Origin of the sequence: Rhizobium ecuadorense, assembly GCF_001187535.1 — a bacterium.
In the GTDB taxonomy this organism is placed as follows: domain Bacteria; phylum Pseudomonadota; class Alphaproteobacteria; order Rhizobiales; family Rhizobiaceae; genus Rhizobium; species Rhizobium ecuadorense.
This window is the reverse complement of sequence record NZ_LFIO01000444.1, coordinates 1-252: the sequence shown is the minus strand read 5'-3', so window position 1 is coordinate 252 and position 252 is coordinate 1. Positions and strand designations below refer to the sequence as shown.

Below are 252 nucleotides of genomic sequence, written 5' to 3'. Positions count from 1 at the left end.
ATGCACCCGCAGCAGCCTTGACGGCGCTCGCGCTGACGATCTCGCCCCCTGGAACCAGTTCGGGCAGAGCTTTGTTGCCGGCATGGAAGATCTGGAGGATCGCCGGCGCGCCGCCACTCTTGGCCGCCCCTGCCAGGCGGCGCAGGCTCGGCGTGAAGCTATCGTCGCAAGAAGCAAACTCGCCCGTGAAGCCGACGCCATTCGGCATGACGTGGGTGCAACCGGTAATCACCAGGCCGACGTCCTTTGCTC

General features: G+C 65.9%; 1 protein-coding gene. It reads right to left on the bottom strand.

Annotated elements, in window-relative coordinates; genetic code table 11:
• On the bottom strand, positions 1-252 hold a 252-nt coding region (locus AF337_RS11070; RefSeq protein WP_483150619.1), incomplete at both ends, for an oxidoreductase.